Genomic DNA, 17,979 nt, shown 5'->3' with positions numbered 1-17,979 from the left:
CCCGCACTTTTTTATTTCTGTTTATAAGTGATCTATCTCACCTTTCAAATCAACTTGCCGAATTTTGTTATTTACTCCAGCGGAAACTTGTCACGATAAGCGCAAGTTTTAGCGGAGCGGTGAGCCATGGATAAAGAACGCATCATTCAGGAATTTGTACCCGGCAAGCAGGTGACGCTGGCGCATCTGATTGCGCACCCTGGGGCAGAACTGGCGAAAAAGATCGGCGTTCCCGAATCCGGCGCTATCGGCATTATGACCTTAACCCCTGGAGAAACCGCCATGATCGCCGGTGATTTAGCGATGAAGGCCGCCGATGTGCATATCGGTTTTCTCGACCGGTTTAGCGGCGCGCTGGTGATTTACGGCTCGGTCGGCGCGGTAGAAGAGGCGCTGCTGCAGACGGTGAGCGGGCTTGGCCGATTATTAAATTACACCCTCTGCGAGTTAACCAAAAGCTAATTAGAGGCGGCAATGAAACGTATTGCATTTGTCGGTACGGTGGGCGCGGGAAAAACAACGCTATTTAATGCGTTGCAGGGAAATTATTCCCTCGCGAGAAAAACGCAGGCCGTGGAATTTAACGAGAAAGGCGATATTGACACCCCGGGGGAATATTTCAGCCATCCGCGCTGGTACCACGCATTAATTACCACGCTGCAGGATGTTGATACGTTGATTTATGTCCACGCGGCAAATGATACCGAAAGTCGCTTACCCGCCGGGCTACTGGATATTGGCGCGAATAAACGACATATCGCCGCGATCAGCAAAACGGATATGCCGGACGCCGACGTCGCCGCGGTGCGGCAACTGCTGCACGGGATGGGGTTTCAGGAGCCGATTTTCGAACTCAACGCTCACGACCCGCAAAGCGTAGAGCATCTGGTGAATTACCTGAGTGAGCTCAGCCAAAAGGAGGAAGGGGCAGGTGAAGAAACTTATCACAGCTAACGATATTCGTGCGGCCCACGCGCGAGGCGAAGAGGAAATATCGGTTGTGCTGCGCGCCAGCATCATCACCCCGGAAGCCCGCGAAGTCGCGGAGCTGCTGGGCGTCGCCATCCAGGAGTGCGATGAATCTGCGCCAGAGCCGGCAGTCCCGGCGGCAGAGGAAAAAACCGAAAGCCAGCGCATTCGCGAAACCATTATCGCGCAGCTGCCGGAAGGGCAGTTTACCGAAAGCCTGGTGGCGCAGCTGATGGAAAAAGTGATGAAGGAGAAGCAGTCGCTGGGGATGGACGCGATGCAGCCCAGCTTTAAGGCGGTCACCGGTAAAGGCGGCGTAAAGGTCATTGACGGCAGCAGCGTGAAATTCGGCCGCTTCGACGGCGCCGAACCGCACCGCGTCGGCTTAACGGATTTGGTTACCGAGCAGGACGGCAGCAGCATGGCCGCCGGGTTTATGCAGTGGGAAAACGCCTTCTTCCACTGGACGCTGAACTATGACGAGGTCGACATGGTGCTGGAGGGCGAACTCCACGTGCGCCATGAAGGCGAAACCATGGTGGCCAAAGCCGGGGACGTGATGTTTATCCCGAAAGGTTCGAGCATAGAATTCGGCACGCCGTCGACCGTGCGCTTCCTGTACGTCGCCTGGCCTGCGAACTGGCAATCGCTATGAAAGATTTTATTACCGAAGCCTGGCTCAGAGCGAACCATACGCTCAGCGAAGGAGCAGAAATTCATCTGCCCGCCGACGCCCGTCTGACGCCTTCGGCCCGGGAGCTGCTGGAAAGCCGCCGTCTGCGCATTAAGTTTCTCGACGAGCAGGGCAGCCTGTTTGTCGATGACGACGCGCAGCAGCCGCAGCCGGTACACGGTTTAACCAGCAGCGGTACGCATCCGCAGGCCTGCTGCGAACTGTGCCGCCAGCCGGTAGACAAAAAACCGGACACCCTGACCCATCTGACGGCGGAAAAAATGGTCGCCAAAAGCGATCCGCGGCTGGGCTTTCGCGCCGCCCTCGACGCCACCATCGCCCTGGCGGTATGGCTGCAAATCGAACTGGCGGAGCCCTGGCAGCCCTGGCTGGCGGATATCCGCTCGCGCCTGGGCAATATTATGCGCGCCGACGCCGTGGGTGAACCGCTGGCGGCGCAGTCTATCGTCGGGCTGAACGAGGATGAACTGCATCGCCTTTCCCACCAGCCGCTGCGCTATCTCGACCACGATCATCTGGTGCCGGAAGCCGGCCACGGCCGCGATGCCGCGCTGCTCAATCTGCTGCGCAGCAAAATACGCGAAACGGAAACGGTCGCCGCGCAGGTCTTTATTACCCGCAGTTTTGAGGTCTTACGTCCGGACATTCTGCAGGCGATCAACCGCCTCTCCAGCACCGTCTACGTGATGATGATTTTAAGCGTGGCGAAACATCCGCTAACCGTCAGTCAGATCCAACAGCGTCTGGGAGGGGAGCAATGATTATTCAACGCGCCCGTCAACTGGCTTTGCGTTCGCCCGCCCGGGTGGTGTTTGCGGACGCGCTGGATATCCGCGTCCTCAAAGCGGCGCACTACCTCCAGCAGCAGGGGCTGGCAAAGCCGATTTTGATCGCCAGCCCTTTTGCCCTGCGCCAGTTCGCCCTCAGCCACCGCCTGCCGATGGACGGTATGCAGATCGTCGACCCGCACAGCAACCGGCAAATGCGCGAAGCGTTTGCCCGGAGCTGGCTTGCCCGCGCCGGAGAAAAAACGCCGCCGGACGCGGAGGAAAAACTCAACGACCCGCTGATGTTCGCCGCCGCCATGGTCAGCGCCGGGAAGGCCGACGTGTGTATTGCCGGCAATCTCTCCTCGACGGCGAACGTGCTGCGCGCCGGATTACGCATTATTGGCCTTCAGCCGGGCTGCAAAACGCTGTCGTCGATCTTTCTGATGCTGCCGCAGTACGTCGGACCGGCGCTGGGATTTGCCGACTGTAGCGTGGTGCCGCAGCCGACGGCGGCGCAGCTGGCGGATATCGCCATCGCCAGCGCGGAGACATGGCAGACCATTACCGGCGAGGAGCCGCGGGTGGCGATGCTGTCGTTTTCCAGCAGCGGCAGCGCCCGTCATCCCAACGTCGCCAACGTACAGCAGGCCACAGAGATCGTGCGTCAGCGCGCTCCGCAGCTGATGGTGGATGGCGAACTGCAGTTTGACGCCGCCTTCGTGCCGGAGGTCGCCGCGCAAAAAGCGCCCGCCAGTCCGCTGCAGGGGCGGGCCAACGTGATGGTTTTTCCGTCGCTGGAAGCCGGCAACATCGGCTACAAAATCGCCCAGCGCCTGGGCGGCTATCGTGCGGTCGGGCCGCTGATTCAGGGGCTGGCCGCACCGCTCCACGACCTCTCCCGAGGCTGTAGCGTGCAGGAAATTATCGAACTGGCGTTAGTGGCAGCCGTGCCGCGCCGGAGTGACGTAAGCGGCGAGTGCCGCTTACCCACGCAGGTTGAATGAACGGTCCCGTTCTGGACCCCCTTAAGTAAGAGGAAAACACAATGGAAGCATTAGGAATGATTGAAACCCGGGGCCTGGTTGCGCTGATTGAGGCCTCTGATGCGATGGTGAAAGCCGCGCGCGTGAAGCTGGTTGGCGTGAAGCAGATTGGCGGCGGTCTGGTGACCGCGATGGTGCGCGGCGACGTGGCGGCCTGCAAAGCCGCTACCGATGCCGGCGCCGCTGCGGCGCAGCGCATCGGCGAGCTGGTATCGGTGCACGTGATTCCGCGTCCGCACGGCGATCTGGAGGAGGTATTCCCCATCAGTTTCAAAGGCGACAGCAATATCTGATGGTCGGGCCGGATAAGACGCGCCAGCGTTGCCTTCCGGCATTAACGCGCGCCATTGCCTGATGGCGCTGCGCTTATCCGGCCCACGACTTACCACGCAATTCAGGGAGGCGGTATGAAACTGGCAGTCGTCACGGGACAGATTGTCTGCACCGTCCGCCATCAGGGGCTGGCGCACGACAAGCTGCTGATGGTGGAGATGATTGATGCCGCGGGCAAGCCCGACGGGCAGTGCGCCGTCGCCATCGACAGCATCGGCGCGGGGCCCGGCGAATGGGTGCTGCTGGTGAGCGGAAGCTCGGCGCGACAGGCACACCGCAGCGAGGCGTCTCCTGTGGATTTGTGCGTCATCGGTATCGTCGATGAAGCGGTGGCCGGCGGTCAGGTGATTTTCCATAAATAGGACTGAACATCATGAATCAACAGGATATTGAACAGGTGGTGAAAGCGGTACTGCTGAAAATGACGGCCAGCAGCCAGCCGGACGACGCCGTTCATGAGATGGGCGTCTTTGCCTCCCTGGATGACGCCGTCGCGGCGGCAAAGGTGGCCCAGCAGGGGCTGAAAAGCGTGGCGATGCGTCAGCTGGCGATTCACGCCATCCGTGAGGCGGGCGAAAAACACGCCAGAGAATTAGCGGAGCTTGCCGTCAGCGAAACCGGCATGGGTCGCGTTGAAGATAAATTTGCCAAAAACGTGGCCCAGGCGCGCGGCACGCCGGGCGTGGAGTGCCTCTCTCCGCAGGTGCTCACCGGCGATAACGGCCTGACGCTGATTGAAAACGCGCCCTGGGGCGTGGTGGCCTCGGTCACCCCCTCCACCAACCCGGCGGCGACGGTAATTAATAACGCCATCAGCCTGATTGCCGCGGGCAATAGCGTGGTGTTCGCCCCGCATCCGGCGGCGAAAAGGGTTTCCCAGCGGGCGATTATGCTGCTCAACCAGGCGGTGATTGCCGCGGGCGGTCCGGCCAATCTGCTGGTCACCGTGGCGAACCCGGACATCGAAACGGCCCAGCGGCTGTTTAAGTACCCCGGTATTGGCCTGCTGGTGGTCACCGGCGGTGAAGCGGTGGTGGAGTCCGCGCGCAAGCATACCAATAAACGTCTGATTGCCGCCGGCGCCGGTAACCCGCCGGTAGTGGTCGACGAAACGGCCGACCTGGCGCGCGCCGCGCGGTCCATCGTCAAAGGCGCCTCGTTTGATAACAACATCATCTGCGCCGACGAAAAGGTGCTGATTGTGGTCGATAGCGTCGCCGACGAGCTGATGCGCCTGATGGAAGGCCAGCAGGCGGTGAAGCTCAGCGCGGCCCAGGCCGAGCAGCTTCAGCCGGTGCTGCTGAAGAATATCGATGAGCGCGGCAAAGGTACGGTCAGCCGTGACTGGGTGGGACGTGACGCGAGCAAGATTGCCGCCGCCATAGGCCTGAACGTGCCGCCGCAGACGCGCCTGCTGTTCGTGGAAACCCCGGCCAGCCATCCATTTGCCGTGACGGAACTGATGATGCCGGTGCTCCCTGTCGTACGGGTGGCCAGTGTCGATGACGCTATCGCGCTGGCGGTGCAGCTGGAGGGCGGCTGCCACCACACGGCGGCGATGCACTCGCGCAATATCGACAACATGAATCAGATGGCGAACGCCATTGATACCAGCATTTTCGTTAAAAACGGGCCGTGCATCGCCGGGCTCGGGCTGGGCGGAGAGGGCTGGACCACCATGACCATCACCACGCCAACCGGGGAGGGGGTGACCAGTGCGCGCACCTTCGTTCGCCTGCGGCGCTGCGTGCTGGTGGATGCCTTCCGAATTGTATAAGGGATGACTCATGGCACACGACGAACAACGTTGGCTCACCCCCAGACTGCAAAAAGCGGCCGCCCTGTGTAATCAGACGCCTGCCGCCAGTGAATCACCGCTGTGGCTGGGCGTGGATTTAGGCACCTGCGACGTGGTGTCGATGGTTGTCGACAGCGAAGGGCAGCCGGTGGCGGTATGTCTGGACTGGGCTGACGTCGTGCGTGACGGCATCGTCTGGGATTTCTTCGGCGCCGTCACCATCGTGCGCCGCCATCTCGATACGCTCGAACAGCAGCTTGGCTGTCGCTTCAGCCACGCGGCGACCTCGTTTCCGCCGGGCACCGACCCGCGTATTTCGATCAACGTACTCGAATCTGCCGGGCTGGAAGTTAGCCACGTGCTGGATGAACCGACCGCGGTGGCGGATCTGCTACAGCTCGACAACGCGGGCGTGGTGGATATCGGCGGCGGCACCACCGGGATCGCTATCGTCAAAAGGGGCGAGGTGACGTACTCCGCCGATGAAGCGACCGGCGGTCACCATATCTCCCTGACCCTTGCCGGTAACCGCCGCATGCCGCTGGAAGAGGCGGAGCAGTACAAGCGCAGCAACGCCCAGGAGATCTGGCCGGTGGTGAAGCCGGTATACGAAAAGATGGCTGAGATTGTTGCTCACCATATCGAAGGCCAGGGCATTGCTGATTTATGGCTGGCGGGCGGCTCCTGTATGCAGCCGGGCGTGGACGCGCTGTTTCGCAAGCGCTTCCCGGAATTACGGGTGCATTTACCGCAGCACAGCCTGTTTATGACCCCGCTGGCGATAGCCAACAGCGGGAGAGAGAAAGCGGAGGGAATCTATGCAAGCTGAACTGCAGACGGCGCTCTTTCAGGCATTCGATACCCTGAATCTGCAGCGGGTGAAAACCTTCAGCGTGCCGCCGGTGACGCTGTGCGGCCTCGGCGCGCTGAGCGCCTGCGGTCAGGAAGCGCAAGCGCGAGGCGTAAGCCATCTGCTGGTGATGGTCGACAGTTTCCTGCATCAGGCGGGAATGACCGCCGGGCTTGCGCGCAGCCTGGCGATGAAGGGGGTGGCGATGACCGTCTGGCCCTGTCCGCCGGGAGAGCCGTGCATTACCGACGTCTGCGCGGCGGTGGCGCAGCTGCGCGAATCGAAGTGCGACGGCGTGGTGGCCTTTGGCGGCGGTTCGGTGCTTGACGCGGCGAAAGCGGTCGCGCTGTTGGTCACCAACCCGGAGCAGACGCTCAGCGCGATGACGGAAAGCAGCGTACTGCGCCCGCGTCTGCCGCTCATTGCGGTGCCGACCACCGCCGGAACCGGCTCGGAAACCACCAACGTGACGGTGATTATCGATGCGGTCAGCGGGCGCAAGCAGGTGCTGGCCCACGCCTCGCTCATGCCGGACGTGGCGATTCTCGACGCCGCCCTGACCGAAGGCGTTCCGCCGCCGGTGACGGCGATGACCGGGATTGACGCGCTGACTCACGCCGTTGAGGCGTACAGCGCGCTCAACGCGACGCCCTTTACCGATAGCCTGGCGCTTGGCGCGATAGCGATGATCGGCCAGGCGCTGCCGAAGGCCGTGGGCTACGGCCACGACCTCGCCGCCCGCGAAAGCATGCTGCTGGCTTCCTGTATGGCGGGAATGGCCTTTTCCAGCGCGGGTCTTGGCTTGTGTCATGCGATGGCGCATCAGCCCGGCGCGGCGCTGCATATTCCACACGGGCAGGCCAACGCCATGCTGCTGCCGACGGTAATGCAGTTTAACCGCATGGTATGCCGCGAGCGTTTCAGCCAGATCGGCCGGGCGCTGACCGCTAAAAAAACCGACGACCACGAGGCAATCGCCGCCGTAGAGGCGCTGATCGCCGAAGTCGGCCTGAGCAAACGACTCTCTGACGCCGGGGCGAAGCCCGAACATTTCAGCGCATGGGCGCAGGCGGCGCAGGAGGACATTTGTCTGCGCACCAATCCACGCACCGCCACCCGGGAGCAGATTATCGATCTGTACGCGGCGGCGCGCTGATGCGGCCATTTTCCCGGAGGCGTGTGGCTGTCCCGGCTCGCGCTGCGCTTAGCCGGGCTACAGGATCGCAGCCGTCTGCTATTCCGTAGCCCGGGTAAGGCGTTCACGCCGCGACCCGGGAAAGCCCCCGGAGCGCGGTTAATGCCCCGGCGTTCACAGTATCTACAAATCATAAATGACAGGGAGTAAAGGCTATGGGAATTAACGAAATCATCATGTACATCATGATGTTCTTTATGCTGATTGCCGCCGTGGACAGGATCCTGTCGCAGTTTGGCGGCTCGGCGCGCTTTCTCGGCAAGTTTGGCAAAAGCATCGAAGGATCCGGCGGCCAGTTCGAAGAGGGGTTTATGGCGATGGGCGCGCTGGGCCTGGCGATGGTCGGGATGACCGCGCTGGCGCCGGTACTGGCGCACCTGCTCGGGCCGGTGATAATTCCGCTGTATGAAATGCTCGGCGCCAACCCGTCGATGTTCGCCGGAACGCTGCTGGCCTGCGATATGGGCGGCTTCTTCCTCGCTAAAGAGCTGGCGGGCGGCGACGTGGCGGCGTGGCTCTATTCCGGCCTGATCCTCGGGGCGATGATGGGGCCGACGCTGGTGTTCTCCATTCCGGTCGCGCTCGGCATCATCGAGCCCTCCGACCGCCGCTACCTGGCGCTGGGCGTGCTGGCCGGGATCGTCACGATTCCAATCGGCTGCATCGCCGGCGGCCTGGTGGCCATGTACTCCGGCGTGGAGATTAACGGACAGCCGGTGGAGTTCACCTTCGCGCTGATCCTGATGAATATGATCCCGGTGCTTATCGTCGCGGTGCTGGTGGCGCTGGGGCTGAAGTTTATTCCGGAAAAAATGATCAACGGCTTCCAGATCTTCGCCAAATTTCTGGTGGCGCTGATCACCATCGGCCTGGCCGCGGCGGTCATCAAGTTCCTGCTCGGCTGGGATCTGATCCCGGGGCTCGACCCGATCTTTATGGCTCCCGGCGACCAGCCCGGCGAGGTGATGCGCGCCATTGAAGTTATTGGCTCGATCTCCTGCGTGCTGCTCGGCGCTTATCCGATGGTGCTGCTGCTGACCCGCTGGTTTGAAAAGCCGCTGATGCGCGTCGGTAATCTGCTGAAAATCAACAATATGGCTGCCGGCGGTATGGTGGCGACGCTGGCCAACAACATCCCGATGTTCGGCATGATGAAGCAGATGGATACCCGCGGCAAAGTCATCAACTGCGCGTTCTCCGTCTCCGCCGCTTTCGCGCTGGGGGATCACTTAGGCTTCGCCGCCGCCAACATGAACGCCATGATCTTCCCGATGATCGTCGGCAAGCTGATCGGCGGCGTCACCGCCATTGGCGTAGCGATGCTGCTGGTGCCGAAAGATGAAAGCGCGCCGGCGGCGGCGAAAACCGAAGCGGAGGCGCAATCGTGAAAACTCGCCAGCTGCTGAGCGTCGGTATCGATATTGGCACCACCACCACTCAGGTGATCTTCTCCCGCCTTGAGCTGGTTAACCGTGCGGCGGTGTCGCAGGTGCCGCGCTACGAATTCATCAAACGCGAAATTAGCTGGCAAAGCCCGGTCTTCTTTACCCCGGTTGATAAGCAGGGCGGTCTGAAGGAGGCCGAACTCAAGGCGCTGATTCTGGCGCAGTACCAGGCCGCCGGGGTTGCCCCCGAATCGGTGGACTCCGGGGCGATCATTATCACCGGCGAAAGCGCGAAAACCCGTAACGCCCGCCCGGCGGTGATGGCGCTCTCGCAGTCGCTCGGCGACTTTGTGGTGGCTAGCGCCGGGCCGCATCTGGAATCGGTGATTGCCGGTCACGGCGCCGGGGCGCAAACCCTTTCTGAACAGCGGATGTGCCGGGTGCTGAACATTGATATCGGCGGTGGTACTTCAAACTACGCGCTGTTTGAAGCGGGAAAAATCAGCGCCACCGCCTGCCTGAACGTTGGCGGGCGCCTGCTGGAGACCGACGGCCAGGGGCGGGTGGTTTATGCCCATCAGCCGGGACAAATGATCGTCGATGAGGTTTTTGGCGCAGGCGCCGATGCGCGCGCGTTGAGTGCTTCGCAGTTAGCGCAGGTAGCGCGGCGGATGGCGGAGCTGATCGTCGAAGTTATCGACGGCACGCTCTCTCCGCTGGCGCAACGGCTGATGCAAACCGGCCTGCTGCCCGCAGGCGCGGTACCCGAGGTGATAACCCTTTCCGGCGGAGTGGGCGAGTGCTACCGCAACCAGCCCGCGGATCCGTTCTGTTTTTCTGATATTGGGCCACTGTTGGCCACGGCGCTGCATGAGCATCCGCGGCTGCGGGAGATGAACGTGCAGTTCCCGGCGCAAACCGTACGCGCCACGGTGATTGGCGCCGGCGCGCACACGCTCTCGCTTTCCGGCAGCACCATCTGGCTGGAGGGGGTTCAGCTCCCGCTGCGCAATCTGCCGGTGGCGATCCCGCTTGATGAAGCCGATCTGCTGAGCGCCTGGCAGCAGGCGCTGATGCAGCTCGATCTGGATCCGGGATCGGATGCTTACGTGCTGGCGCTTCCTGCTTCGTTGCCGGTGCGCTACGCCGCCCTGCTGGTGGTGATTGACGCGCTGCTGGCTTTTGTCGCGCGCTTTCCCAACCCGCATCCCCTGCTGGTGGTGGCCGAGCAGGACTTTGGCAAAGCGCTGGGCATGCTGCTGCGCCCGCAGCTGCAACAACTCCCGCTGGCGGTCATCGATGAGGTGAGCGTACGGGCGGGGGACTATATCGACATTGGTACGCCTCTTTTTGGCGGATCGGTTGTGCCGGTGACGGTGAAATCACTCGCATTTCCTTCCTGAGGGAACGACTTATGAAACTAAAGACCACATTGTTCGGCAATGTTTATCAGTTTAAGGATGTAAAAGAGGTGCTGGCTAAAGCCAACGAACTGCGTTCGGGGGATGTGCTGGCGGGGGTGGCGGCGGAAAGTTCGCAGCAGCGCGTGGCGGCGAAGCAGGTGCTCTCCGATATGACGGTCGCCGATATTCGTAACAATCCGGTGATTCCTTATGAAGAGGACTGCGTGACGCGCCTGATTCAGGATGACGTCAACGAAACCGCCTATCAGCGGATTAAAAACTGGACTATCAGCGACCTGCGCGAATACGTGCTTAACGATGAGGTCACCAGCGATGACATCGCGTTTGTGCGCAAAGGGCTGACCTCAGAAGTGGTGGCGGCGGTGGCGAAGGTCTGCTCCAACGCCGACCTGATCTACGGCGCGAAGAAAATGCCGGTGATTAAAAAAGCCAACACCACCATCGGCCTGCCGGGCACCTTTAGCTGCCGCCTGCAGCCGAACGATACCCGCGATGACGTGCAGAGCATTGCCGCGCAAATCTACGAAGGGCTCTCGTTCGGCGCGGGCGATGCGGTGATCGGCGTTAACCCGGTAACCGATGACGTGGAGAACCTGACCCGCGTCCTCGATACCGTCTACGGCGTTATCGACAAGTTTAATATCCCGACCCAGGGCTGCGTGCTGGCGCACGTCACCACCCAGATTGAAGCGATCCGTCGCGGCGCCCCGGGGGGGCTTATTTTCCAGAGCATCTGCGGCAGCGAAAAGGGGCTAAAAGAGTTCGGCGTGGAGCTGGCGATGCTCGATGAAGCGCGGGCGGTCGGCGCCGAGTTTAACCGTATCGCCGGGGAGAACTGCCTGTACTTTGAAACCGGGCAGGGCTCGGCGCTGTCGGCCGGCGCGAACTTCGGCGCCGACCAGGTGACGATGGAGGCGCGCAACTATGGCCTGGCGCGGCACTACGATCCGTTCCTCGTCAATACCGTGGTGGGCTTTATCGGGCCGGAGTACCTCTATAACGATCGGCAGATTATTCGCGCCGGTCTCGAAGATCACTTTATGGGCAAGCTGAGCGGCATCTCGATGGGCTGCGACTGCTGCTACACCAACCATGCCGACGCCGACCAGAACCTCAATGAAAACCTGATGATTCTGCTCGCCACCGCCGGCTGCAACTACATCATGGGCATGCCGCTCGGCGACGACATCATGCTCAACTATCAGACCACCGCGTTTCACGATACCGCTACCGTCCGTCAGCTGCTGAATCTACGGCCGTCGCCGGAGTTCGAACGCTGGCTGGAAACCATGGGCATTATGGCAAACGGTCGTCTGACCCAACGGGCGGGCGATCCGTCACTGTTCTTTTGATGACGCGGGGATGACACATAATGGATCAAAAGCAGATTGAAGAAATTGTACGTAGCGTGATGGCGTCAATGGGACAACCGCAGACGGCAGCAGCAGCGCCTGAGGCGACGGTGACGAAGTGCGCCAGCCGGTGCGAGGTCGCGGCGGAGAGCTGCGTGCTGGATTTAGGTTCGCCAGAGGCGAAAGGCTGGATTGGCGTGCAGCAGCCGCATCGTGCGGAAGTGCTGGCCGAACTGAAGCGCAGCACCGCGGCGCGCGTGTGTACCGGCCGCGCCGGTCCGCGTCCGCGCACCCTCGCGCTGCTGCGCTTCCTCGCCGACCACTCGCGCTCCAAGGATACGGTGCTGAAAGAGGTACCGGAGGAGTGGGTGAAAACCCAGGGATTGCTGGAGTTGCGCTCCGAAATTAGCGACAAAAACCTCTACCTGACGCGCCCGGATATGGGCCGTCGGCTGAGTCCGGAGGCTATTGAGGCGCTGAAGGCGCAGTGCGTGGCGAATCCTGACGTTCAGGTGGTGGTATCCGATGGCCTCTCTACCGACGCGATTACCGTCAACTATGAAGAGATCCTGCCGCCGCTGCTGTCGGGCCTGAAGCAGGCCGGACTGAAGGTCGGTACGCCGTTCTTCGTCCGCTACGGGCGGGTCAAAATTGAAGATCAGATTGGCGAAATTCTCGGCGCGAAGGTGGTCATCCTGCTGGTAGGCGAACGTCCGGGGCTGGGGCAGTCGGAAAGCCTCTCCTGTTACGCCGTGTATTCGCCGCGCGTGGCGACCACCGTCGAAGCGGACAGGACCTGTATTTCCAATATTCACCAGGGCGGCACGCCCCCGGTAGAAGCCGCGGCGGTGATTGTCGATTTGGCCAAACGCATGCTGGAGCAGAAGGCTTCCGGCATCAACATGACTCGGTAAGGAGGCATCATGCCTGCATTAGATTTAATTCGCCCTTCGGTGACGGCCATGCGCGTGATTGCCTCAGTGAATGACGGCTTTGCCCGCGAGCTTAAATTACCGCCACATATACGTAGCCTCGGACTCATCACGGCGGATTCGGATGATGTGACTTATATTGCCGCTGACGAAGCGACAAAACAGGCGATGGTGGAAGTGGTCTACGGTCGTTCTCTTTACGCCGGCGCGGCCCACGGCCCTTCGCCAACCGCAGGTGAAGTGCTGATTATGCTGGGCGGCCCGAACCCGGCGGAAGTGCGCGCCGGTCTGGATGCGATGGTGGCGCATATCGAAACTGGGGCCGCGTTCCAGTGGGCCAACGATGCCGAAGATACGGCGTTTCTGGCGCACGTGGTGTCGCGTACCGGCTCTTATCTCTCGTCTACCTCCGGCATTGCGCTGGGCGATCCGATCGCTTATCTGGTGGCGCCGCCGCTGGAGGCGACCTTCGGTATCGATGCGGCAATGAAATCGGCCGACGTGCAGCTGGTGACCTACGTGCCGCCGCCGTCGGAAACCAACTATTCCGCCGCCTTTTTGACGGGAAGCCAGGCCGCCTGTAAAGCCGCCTGTAACGCCTTTACCGATGCCGTTCTGGATATTGCCCGTCATCCAATCCAGCGCGCGTAAGGGGGAAGCGATGATCAACGCCCTGGGATTACTGGAAGTGGACGGCATGGTGGCCGCCGTTGACGCGGCGGATGCGATGCTGAAGGCGGCCAACGTGCGGCTGCTCAGCCATGAGGTTCTTGACCCCGGCAGGCTGACGCTGGTGGTGGAAGGCGACCTGGCGGCGTGCCGGGCGGCGCTGGATGCCGGCAGCGCTGCGGCGCAGCGTACGGGGCGCGTTATCAGCCGTCGGGAGATTGGACGCCCGGAAGAGGATACCCAGCGGCTGATCGCCGGTCTTCAACGGCTGCCGCAAACGCCGGAGCCGCCGGTGGTCGTGGAATCCTCAGAACCCTTGCTGACGCTGCTCTCTTCGACGCGTCAGGGAATGACGGCAGGGGAGGTGGCCGCCCATTTCGGCTGGTCGCTTGAAGAGGCCAGGAAGGCGCTGGAGCAGCTCTTTTCTACCGGAGCGTTGCGTAAACGCAGTAGTCGCTATCGCTTAAAAAATTAACCAGTCGGAGGTGCCGGGAACGCGAAAGCGCGCCCGGTTTATCAGATCATGAAAAAGAAAAAACCGGCCAACCTGCACCATCTTTATCATGAAGCATTACCCGAAGACGTTAAACTGACGCCGATGGTCGAGGTGGACAACGTCCATCAGCGGCGGACCACCGATGTCTATGAACATGCCCTGACGATTACCGCCTGGCAGCAGATTTACGATCAGCTGCATCCGGGGAAATTTCACGGTGAATTTACCGAAATCCTGCTCGATGATATTCAGGTCTTTCGCGAATATACCGGCCTGGCGCTGCGCCAGTCCTGCCTGGTGTGGCCGAACTCCTTCTGGTTCGGTATTCCGGCAACCCGCGGCGAGCAGGGGTTTATTGGCTCACAGTGCCTCGGCAGCGCCGAAATCGCCACCCGACCCGGCGGCACCGAGTTTGAGCTCAGCACGCCGGATGATTACACCATTCTGGGCGTAGTGATCTCGGAGGATGTCATTTCCCGCCAGGCCAGCTTCCTGCATCACCCGGAGCGGGTGCTGCATATGCTGCGTAACCAGTCGGCGCTGGAGGTCAAAGAGGAGCACAAGGCGGCGCTGTGGGGCTTTGTGCAGCAGGCGCTGGCGACGTTTAGCGAGAATCCGGAGAACCTTCATCAGCCCGCTGTGCGTAAGGTGTTGGGCGATAATCTCCTGCTGGCGATGGGGGCGATGCTGGAGGAGGCGCAGCCGATGATTACCGCCGAGAGCATTAGCCACCAGAGCTATCGGCGTCTGCTTTCCCGGGCGCGGGAGTACGTGCTGGAGAATATGTCGGAGCCGCTGACGGTTCTCGATTTATGTCAGCAGCTGCACGTCAGCCGCCGTACGCTGCAAAACGCCTTTCACGCCATTCTGGGGATCGGGCCGAACGCCTGGCTGAAGCGCATTCGTTTAAACGCGGTGCGCCGGGAGCTGATTAGCCCGTGGTCGCAGAGCACGACGGTTAAGGATGCGGCGATGCAGTGGGGATTCTGGCACCTGGGCCAGTTCGCTACCGATTATCAGCAGCTGTTCGCCGAGAAACCGTCGCTGACGCTGCATCAGCGGATGCGGCAGTGGGCGTGATGACGATCTATTTAGCGGATGGCGATTCGCGCCGTCATCGCAGGCCTGATAAGCGTAGCGCCATCAGGCAAAACAGCGCCGTATCTGGCCTGCGAACCGCACTATCAGGCAACGTTAAACCCAATCGCGCACCTGAATAAACGCGCTCAGCGCCGCTTCCGGGCTGCCTGCTTCCGGCTGGTAGTCGTATTCCCAGCGCACCAGCGGCGGCATCGACATCAGAATGGATTCGGTGCGGCCGCCGGTTTGCAGGCCGAACAGGGTACCGCGATCCCACACCAGGTTGAACTCCACGTAGCGCCCGCGGCGGTAGAGCTGAAAAGCGCGCTCGCGCTCGCCCCAGACCCTCTCTTTACGTCGCTCGACAATGGGCAGATACGCATCGGTGAAGCCATTGCCCACCGCCTGCATAAAGTCGAAACAATGGTCAAAGTTCGGGGTATTCAAATCATCGAAAAACAGGCCGCCGATGCCGCGCTGTTCGTTACGATGCTTGAGGAAGAAGTAGTCGTCGCACCACTTTTTATAGCGCGGATAAACCTCTTCGCCGAAGGGCTGGCACAGGTCGCGGGCGGTGCGATGCCAGTGAACGGCATCTTCTTCAAAGCCGTAGTAGGGGGTTAAATCGAAGCCGCCGCCGAACCACCATACCGGCTCGGCGCCCGGTTTTTCCGCGATAAAGAAGCGCACGTTGGCGTGGCTGGTGGGGATATAGGGGCTGCGCGGGTGCACGACCAGCGAGACGCCCATCGCTTCAAAGCTGCGGCCCGCCAGCTCAGGGCGGTGCGCGGTTGCGGAGGCCGGCATCGCCTCGCCGTGCACGTGCGAAAAGTTAACGCCAGCCTGCTCAAAGATACCGCCATCGCGCAGCACCCGGCTGCGTCCGCCGCCGCCGCCTTCCCGCAGCCAGCTATCTTCGATGAATTCGCTGCCGTCAACGGCGCTGAGCTTTTGGCAGATAGCGTCCTGGAGCTGGAGAAGGAAAGCTTTTACCTGGTGCGCATCGGGTCTCATTAACGTCTCTTCGAGTGGGCTTTCTGGTTATCGAACCAGTGGAAATAGCTGATGATGCCGTTGGCAATCGCTGTGGCGATTTTCTGCCGGAACGCGGTGGTGCCGAGCAGTTTTTCTTCGTTCGGATTGGTAATAAACGAGGTTTCTACCAGCACCGACGGAATCGACGGCGATTTCAGCACCACAAACGCCGCCTGCTCGGTATTGCGGCTGTGCAGCTTATGCACCGGCTTGATCTTTTTCAGGATATGCGAACCGAGCGTCAGGCTGTTTTTGATGGTATCAGTTTGTACCAGGTCGAACAGCACTTGCTGCAATAGGTGGTCTTTATCCGTCGTTTTCTTGCCGGCCACTTCATCCGCTCGGTTTTCACGGTCCGAGAGATACTTTGCCATGGCGCTACTGGCGCCGCGGTTGGAAAGGGCGAAAACGGAGGCGCCGGCCGCGCTCGGGTTGGTGAAACCATCGGCGTGAATTGACATAAAAAGATCGGCGCCGTGCTGGTGGGCGATCTCCACCCGGTCATAGAGCGGAATAAATGTATCGCCGCTGCGCGTCAGGCGCGCATCGATGCCGTTGCTGCGCAGAATGCTGCGCACGTTTTTAGCGATCGCCAGCACGACGTGCTTCTCTTTTGAACCGTTATGGCCGATAGCGCCGGTATCAATACCGCCATGGCCCGGGTCGAGCATCACGACGCGTTTGGCGCCTTTTTTCTTCGCTGCGGGTTTGCTGTGCCCATTGGATGTTTTCAATGGCTGTTGTTCTTTCGCGCTGGCCTGTGAGGCGATCCCTGAAAGCGTGATTGCTGCCAGCCCGGCTTTCAGCACCTGGCGGCGCGAAGCAAGTATTTTTAATGGTTTAAAAGTGCTCATTCGGCCTGAATTGCAAACAAGTGGTAACCAATGTTATATCGTATCGTCTTTTCTGATACGACCATTCAAAATAAGAATTGTTTTACTTTTCATTTCAATACATGACAAAGTCATAGTATGCCATTTTTTGCGGCTCATTGCGCCTGATATTGGCTATCGGGCACAATCACGCCATAATCTCTGTTTTTAACCGTCAATGGTGGGGAATACCATGGAGATACGCGTTTTTCGCCAGCAAGATTTCGAAGAGGTCATCACCCTGTGGGAGCGTTGCGATCTCCTTCGCCCATGGAACGATCCGGAAATGGATATTGAACGTAAGCTGAACCACGATGCCAGCCTGTTTCTGGTCGCCGAAGTTAACGGTGAAGTGGTTGGCACGGTGATGGGCGGTTATGACGGGCATCGCGGGTCTGCCTATTATCTTGGCGTGCATCCTGAATATCGCGGTCGCGGTATTGCTAATGCGCTACTTAATCGGCTGGAGAAAAAGCTGATCGCCCGCGGCTGTCCGAAAATAAATATTATGGTTCGCGAAGATAATGATGTGGTGCAGGGGATGTACGAACGCCTTGGCTATGAGCATTCAGACGTGCTGTGCCTCGGCAAGCGCTTAATTGAAGATGAAGAATACTGAGTTTATCCCCGCCGATTTCGATACCCACGGCCGCCTGCGTTTGCCGTTTCTCTTTTGGTGCGTGCTGCTGCTTCAGGCGCGGACGTGGGTGCTATTTCTGATGGCCGGCGCGTCACGCCAGCAGGGCGACGCGCTGCTGAATCTGTTTTATCCGGACCACGATAATTTTTGGCTGGGATTGCTCCCCGGCATTCCGGCGGTGCTGGCGTTTATCATTAGCGGGCATCGTCAGCGCTTCCCCCGGCTCTGGCCCATGATGCGCTGGCTGCTGGTGCTTTCCCAGCTCTTGCTGTTGGTCTGGCAACCGCTGTTGTGGATGAGCGGCGAGTCGCCTTCGGCGGTGACCATCGGCCTGCTGGCGGCGGATCTTTACGCGCTCTGGTGGCTGTTAAGCAGCCGTCGGCTGAAAGCCTGTTTTCGCGAAGAACAGGTTTAACGGCACTTTTTGCCGATCGCGCACTCC

21 protein-coding genes are annotated in these 17,979 nt (G+C 60.6%); 19 read left to right on the top strand and 2 right to left on the bottom strand.

Annotated elements, in window-relative coordinates:
- Positions 1–126: 126 nt before the first annotated feature.
- From eutS to eutR, 17 genes are all read left to right on the top strand, one after another.
- Positions 127–462: an ethanolamine utilization microcompartment protein EutS gene (eutS, locus tag ABLU96_RS20350; RefSeq protein ID WP_004123425.1), complete on the top strand. Its 336-nt coding sequence runs from the start codon at positions 127–129 to the stop codon at positions 460–462.
- Between the two features lie 12 nt (positions 463–474).
- Positions 475–954, top strand: a complete 480-nt coding sequence (eutP, locus tag ABLU96_RS20345; protein WP_025106622.1) for an ethanolamine utilization acetate kinase EutP — start codon at positions 475–477, stop codon at positions 952–954.
- On the top strand, positions 932–1,624 hold the full coding sequence (eutQ, locus tag ABLU96_RS20340) for an ethanolamine utilization acetate kinase EutQ (RefSeq protein WP_064404387.1): 693 nt from the start codon (positions 932–934) through the stop codon (positions 1,622–1,624). The genes eutP and eutQ overlap by 23 nt, the downstream gene beginning before the upstream one ends.
- Entirely contained in the window at positions 1,621–2,424 is an 804-nt protein-coding gene (gene eutT / locus ABLU96_RS20335; protein WP_025106623.1) for an ethanolamine utilization cob(I)yrinic acid a,c-diamide adenosyltransferase EutT, read from the top strand. Before eutQ ends, eutT begins: the two co-directional genes overlap by 4 nt.
- Positions 2,421–3,437, top strand: coding sequence for a phosphate acetyltransferase (gene pta / locus ABLU96_RS20330; protein WP_064404389.1), 1,017 nt, complete (start codon positions 2,421–2,423; stop codon positions 3,435–3,437). The genes eutT and pta overlap by 4 nt, the downstream gene beginning before the upstream one ends.
- A gap of 41 nt (positions 3,438–3,478) precedes the next feature.
- Positions 3,479–3,769, top strand: a complete 291-nt coding sequence (eutM, locus tag ABLU96_RS20325; RefSeq protein WP_000387720.1) for an ethanolamine utilization microcompartment protein EutM — start codon at positions 3,479–3,481, stop codon at positions 3,767–3,769.
- Positions 3,770–3,883: 114 nt separating this feature from the next.
- On the top strand, positions 3,884–4,171 hold the full coding sequence (gene eutN / locus ABLU96_RS20320; protein ID WP_004853058.1) for an ethanolamine utilization microcompartment protein EutN: 288 nt from the start codon (positions 3,884–3,886) through the stop codon (positions 4,169–4,171).
- A gap of 11 nt (positions 4,172–4,182) precedes the next feature.
- Positions 4,183–5,586, top strand: coding sequence for an aldehyde dehydrogenase family protein (locus ABLU96_RS20315; protein ID WP_004853056.1), 1,404 nt, complete (start codon positions 4,183–4,185; stop codon positions 5,584–5,586).
- A 10-nt stretch (positions 5,587–5,596) separates the two neighbouring features.
- Positions 5,597–6,436, top strand: coding sequence for an ethanolamine utilization protein EutJ (eutJ, locus tag ABLU96_RS20310; protein ID WP_025106625.1), 840 nt, complete (start codon positions 5,597–5,599; stop codon positions 6,434–6,436).
- Positions 6,426–7,613 carry an ethanolamine utilization ethanol dehydrogenase EutG gene (gene eutG, locus ABLU96_RS20305; RefSeq protein WP_064404391.1) on the top strand — a complete coding sequence of 396 codons (1,188 nt, stop codon included), beginning with the start codon at positions 6,426–6,428 and terminating at the stop codon, positions 7,611–7,613. Before eutJ ends, eutG begins: the two co-directional genes overlap by 11 nt.
- Positions 7,614–7,807: 194 nt before the next feature.
- Entirely contained in the window at positions 7,808–9,040 is a 1,233-nt protein-coding gene (gene eutH, locus ABLU96_RS20300) for an ethanolamine utilization protein EutH (protein ID WP_025106627.1), read from the top strand.
- A complete protein-coding gene (gene eutA / locus ABLU96_RS20295) occupies positions 9,037–10,440 on the top strand; it encodes an ethanolamine ammonia-lyase reactivating factor EutA (protein WP_025106628.1) in 1,404 nt (467 codons plus the stop codon). The genes eutH and eutA overlap by 4 nt, the downstream gene beginning before the upstream one ends.
- A gap of 11 nt (positions 10,441–10,451) precedes the next feature.
- Positions 10,452–11,813 carry an ethanolamine ammonia-lyase subunit alpha gene (gene eutB, locus ABLU96_RS20290; protein ID WP_004104373.1) on the top strand — a complete coding sequence of 454 codons (1,362 nt, stop codon included), beginning with the start codon at positions 10,452–10,454 and terminating at the stop codon, positions 11,811–11,813.
- A gap of 20 nt (positions 11,814–11,833) precedes the next feature.
- Positions 11,834–12,727, top strand: a complete 894-nt coding sequence (eutC, locus tag ABLU96_RS20285; protein WP_014230328.1) for an ethanolamine ammonia-lyase subunit EutC — start codon at positions 11,834–11,836, stop codon at positions 12,725–12,727.
- A gap of 9 nt (positions 12,728–12,736) precedes the next feature.
- Positions 12,737–13,396, top strand: coding sequence for an ethanolamine utilization microcompartment protein EutL (eutL, locus tag ABLU96_RS20280; protein ID WP_004853042.1), 660 nt, complete (start codon positions 12,737–12,739; stop codon positions 13,394–13,396).
- A gap of 10 nt (positions 13,397–13,406) precedes the next feature.
- Complete coding sequence (eutK, locus tag ABLU96_RS20275; protein ID WP_064404394.1) at positions 13,407–13,889, top strand: ethanolamine utilization microcompartment protein EutK; 483 nt, start codon at positions 13,407–13,409, stop codon at positions 13,887–13,889.
- A 48-nt stretch (positions 13,890–13,937) separates the two neighbouring features.
- On the top strand, positions 13,938–14,990 hold the full coding sequence (gene eutR, locus ABLU96_RS20270; protein WP_025106630.1) for an HTH-type transcriptional regulator EutR: 1,053 nt from the start codon (positions 13,938–13,940) through the stop codon (positions 14,988–14,990).
- A 114-nt stretch (positions 14,991–15,104) separates the two neighbouring features.
- Here the strand turns inward: eutR and hemF are convergent, their stop codons facing one another.
- Together hemF and amiA are read right to left on the bottom strand one after the other, a co-directional pair.
- Positions 15,105–16,004 (bottom strand): oxygen-dependent coproporphyrinogen oxidase, encoded by a 900-nt coding sequence (gene hemF / locus ABLU96_RS20265; RefSeq protein WP_064404396.1) that lies wholly within the window; start codon positions 16,002–16,004, stop codon positions 15,105–15,107.
- The gene (amiA, locus tag ABLU96_RS20260; RefSeq protein ID WP_004870750.1) at positions 16,004–16,879 is read right to left on the bottom strand and encodes an N-acetylmuramoyl-L-alanine amidase AmiA; all 876 of its coding nucleotides are present in this window, start codon (positions 16,877–16,879) and stop codon (positions 16,004–16,006) included. The genes hemF and amiA overlap by 1 nt, the downstream gene beginning before the upstream one ends.
- A 211-nt stretch (positions 16,880–17,090) precedes the next feature.
- Here amiA and ABLU96_RS20255 point away from each other — a divergent pair, with 211 nt between their 5' ends.
- On the top strand, positions 17,091–17,516 hold the full coding sequence (locus ABLU96_RS20255) for a GNAT family acetyltransferase (protein WP_004853033.1): 426 nt from the start codon (positions 17,091–17,093) through the stop codon (positions 17,514–17,516).
- Positions 17,503–17,952: a DUF2919 domain-containing protein gene (locus tag ABLU96_RS20250; protein ID WP_004853030.1), complete on the top strand. Its 450-nt coding sequence runs from the start codon at positions 17,503–17,505 to the stop codon at positions 17,950–17,952. Before ABLU96_RS20255 ends, ABLU96_RS20250 begins: the two co-directional genes overlap by 14 nt.
- Positions 17,953–17,979: the final 27 nt, after the last annotated feature.

It is taken from the genome of Klebsiella sp. CN_Kp106, assembly GCF_040064575.1.
Classification (GTDB): domain Bacteria; phylum Pseudomonadota; class Gammaproteobacteria; order Enterobacterales; family Enterobacteriaceae; genus Klebsiella; species Klebsiella michiganensis.
This window is presented reverse-complemented; position numbering and strand designations above follow the sequence as displayed.